Annotated in this window: 4 protein-coding genes; 2 read left to right on the top strand and 2 right to left on the bottom strand. The window is 60.4% G+C overall.

Annotated features, from left to right (window positions below):
• A partial coding sequence (locus ACUH78_RS19035) for a hypothetical protein (RefSeq protein ID WP_445334426.1) occupies nt 1-206 on the top strand: 206 nt, incomplete at its 5' end.
• A 166-nt stretch (nt 207-372) separates the two neighbouring features.
• Here the strand turns inward: ACUH78_RS19035 and ACUH78_RS19030 are convergent.
• A complete protein-coding gene (locus tag ACUH78_RS19030) occupies nt 373-660 on the bottom strand; it encodes a hypothetical protein (RefSeq protein ID WP_445334427.1) in 288 nt (95 codons plus the stop codon).
• A gap of 446 nt (nt 661-1106) precedes the next feature.
• Nucleotides 1107-1730 (bottom strand): recombinase family protein, encoded by a 624-nt coding sequence (locus tag ACUH78_RS19025; protein WP_011222094.1) that lies wholly within the window; start codon nt 1728-1730, stop codon nt 1107-1109.
• 331 nt (nt 1731-2061) lie between these two features.
• On the opposite strand from ACUH78_RS19025, the gene ACUH78_RS19020 reads away from it, so the two are divergent.
• The coding region (locus ACUH78_RS19020) for a recombinase family protein (RefSeq protein WP_510497604.1) at nt 2062-2279 on the top strand (218 nt) is incomplete at its 3' end.

Genomic DNA, 2279 nt, shown 5'->3' with positions numbered 1-2279 from the left:
TGTCCGTCAAACGATCATTAGGCGGCCAAACCGGACGCCTGTCCGAAAACATCTTGCGCAACGGGATGACGGTGTCGTTTTCAGAAGACGGCTGCGCCAAATGTCAGAAGCCGAATGCACTACAGCAGCAAAGGGGGTTGAACCCATCAGGGAATGACGGGCGGCAGGCGGCCACAAAGAGTCATTCGAAGCTGCGGATAACATAACAAACGAGCGGCAGCCACTCGATTCGAAAGCCGCCGGTGGAGTCTCTTTGTCGTTCTTGCTGGGCCGCCGCATCGACAACCCGGATGGCCAGCAAGTTGGGCCGGGATCGCTTCGGCGACCCCGCTGGCTACAACGCAAGGTCGTAACCTCCCGCCCTTCGTTGGTTCAGTCCTCCGCTTCGACTTCTTCCTCGTCGGGTTGCATCAGAGCCTCGACGACGGCGAGCGGGAAGCGGTTGATCGTCAGGACGCCGTTCTTGCCGCATTTCTTGACGGCCAGGACGCGTGTGTCTGCCTGAGCCTCGGCCTGGGTCTTGCCGCCCTTACCTTGGTTCTGATCCTTCACGTTGGCGATGGCCTTGTCGCGAGCGTGATTGGCGGAATCCGCCTCGACCACGCGCTCGGAAACGGACTCGTCGCCCGCAGTGTGCGTATAGACGCGGTACAGTGACATATGACCTCCTATCGGTCGGTTGGAAAGGTCTTTGGGAGCTCGGTGCTCCTCGGTCGATTCGATGGCTGGCATGCCGAATAGGGCGCCTTGTGCGCCGCTGCTCCTGATGCTAGGCACATCATTTCTGGCCCGGCGAAGGATATATGAATTCCAATGCCATTTTTCGAGAGTATACGCTGCCATGGCATGCAGATCGTCATCGGTCAGCAGCTCTCGACGTTGAGCCGCCGGCAGCAAGCGCCGACGTACAGTTCTGACAACCATGGCATGGCGGGAAACGGCGCACGAACTGATCCGGCGGGGACGCTCCGGTTGCGGGGCCATGAACGGCAGATTCAGATAAGGTAGCCGCCGCCTGGGGCGTCAATGATCGCATGACCGCGAAGGGTCGACACCGGCAATCGGATCGTTGCCGCACTGAACAGCCTCGTTCCAGGTCGCCGCTACTATGCGGCTGAACCTCGGGAGAGCAGCTTTACGCCGTCTGGTCGCAGCTCTCCCTTGGGTGACACATGCCGGTAGAGCGTCTGCCGGGTAATCCCCAGTTCTTCGCAGAGATCGCCCACCTTGGTTTCCGGTTGCCCCATGCTGGCCATCGCCAGGCGTAGCTTGGCGGCGGTCATCTTGAAGGGGCGCCCCCCTTTCCTGCCGCGAGCGCGCGCCGAGACAAGCCCGGCGACCGTTCGCTCGGAAATCAACTCCCGCTCGAACTCTGCCAGCGCAGCAAAAATGCCGAACACAAGCTTGCCGGCGGCAGTCGTCGTGTCGACCGCTGCACCGTGACCGGTCAGGACCTTCAGTCCCACGCTACGCGCAGTCAGGTCGTGCACGGTATTGATCAGGTGGCGCAGATCGCGGCCGAGCCGATCGAGCTTCCATACGATCAGCGTATCCCCTTCACGAAGCGCCTTCAGGCAAGCAGCCAACCCTGGGCGATCATCGCGTCGGCCTGATGCCAGATCCTCGTAGAGATGGGCAGGACTCACGCCGGCGCCGATGAGCGCATCGCGCTGCAAATTGGTGGATTGGGATCCGTCCGCTTTCGACACCCGCATATAGCCGATCAACATCTCTTCGCCTGTCACATATACGTTCGATTATGTGACAGTGTGAGCCAGAACGTGCCGGTCGTCAAAAATTGTCACTTAACCCGTAATTCTGTCTAAGGCATACAAAGGGTGTTTATGGTTAGTAAAGTGACGGCGCAAGACAGCATCGTGCAGGGGACTCCTGAGCAATCCCATCCCCTCGCGGCGGCTCGTGCATACGACTACTGAACAGGTCGTGTCAGCAGTCCTATGCACTCGGTACGGCCAACCCAATGAACCGGTGCAGTCGCCTTCTGAAAACGACAGACGGACAATAAGATAGGCGGACGGTATAACGGACAAATGGGCGGAAATGGCACTCATCGGCTATGCGCGGGTATCGACGGCGGAACAGGACACCGCCTTGCAGACGGATGCGCTGCGCAATGCAGGCTGCGAACGGGCTTTCGAGGACACGGCATCCGGGGCCAAGGCAGACCGGCCCGGCTTGGCCGATGCGCTGGCTTATCTGCGCGATGGCGATGTGCTGGTCGTCTGGCGGCTGGATCGGCTTGGCCGCTCCCTGCCGCA

The organism is Thauera sp. ZXT1-4 (genome assembly GCF_052598215.2).
The sequence above is the reverse complement of the archived record's forward strand: the minus strand, read 5'-3'. Positions and strand labels throughout refer to the sequence as shown.

Excerpts from the sequence above, each read along its gene's own strand:
- ACUH78_RS19030 (WP_445334427.1), bottom strand. The coding sequence starts at position 660 with ATGTCACTGTACCGCGTCTATACGCACACTGCGGGCGACGAGTCCGTT.
- ACUH78_RS19025 (WP_011222094.1), bottom strand. The coding sequence starts at position 1,730 with ATGTTGATCGGCTATATGCGGGTGTCGAAAGCGGACGGATCCCAATCC.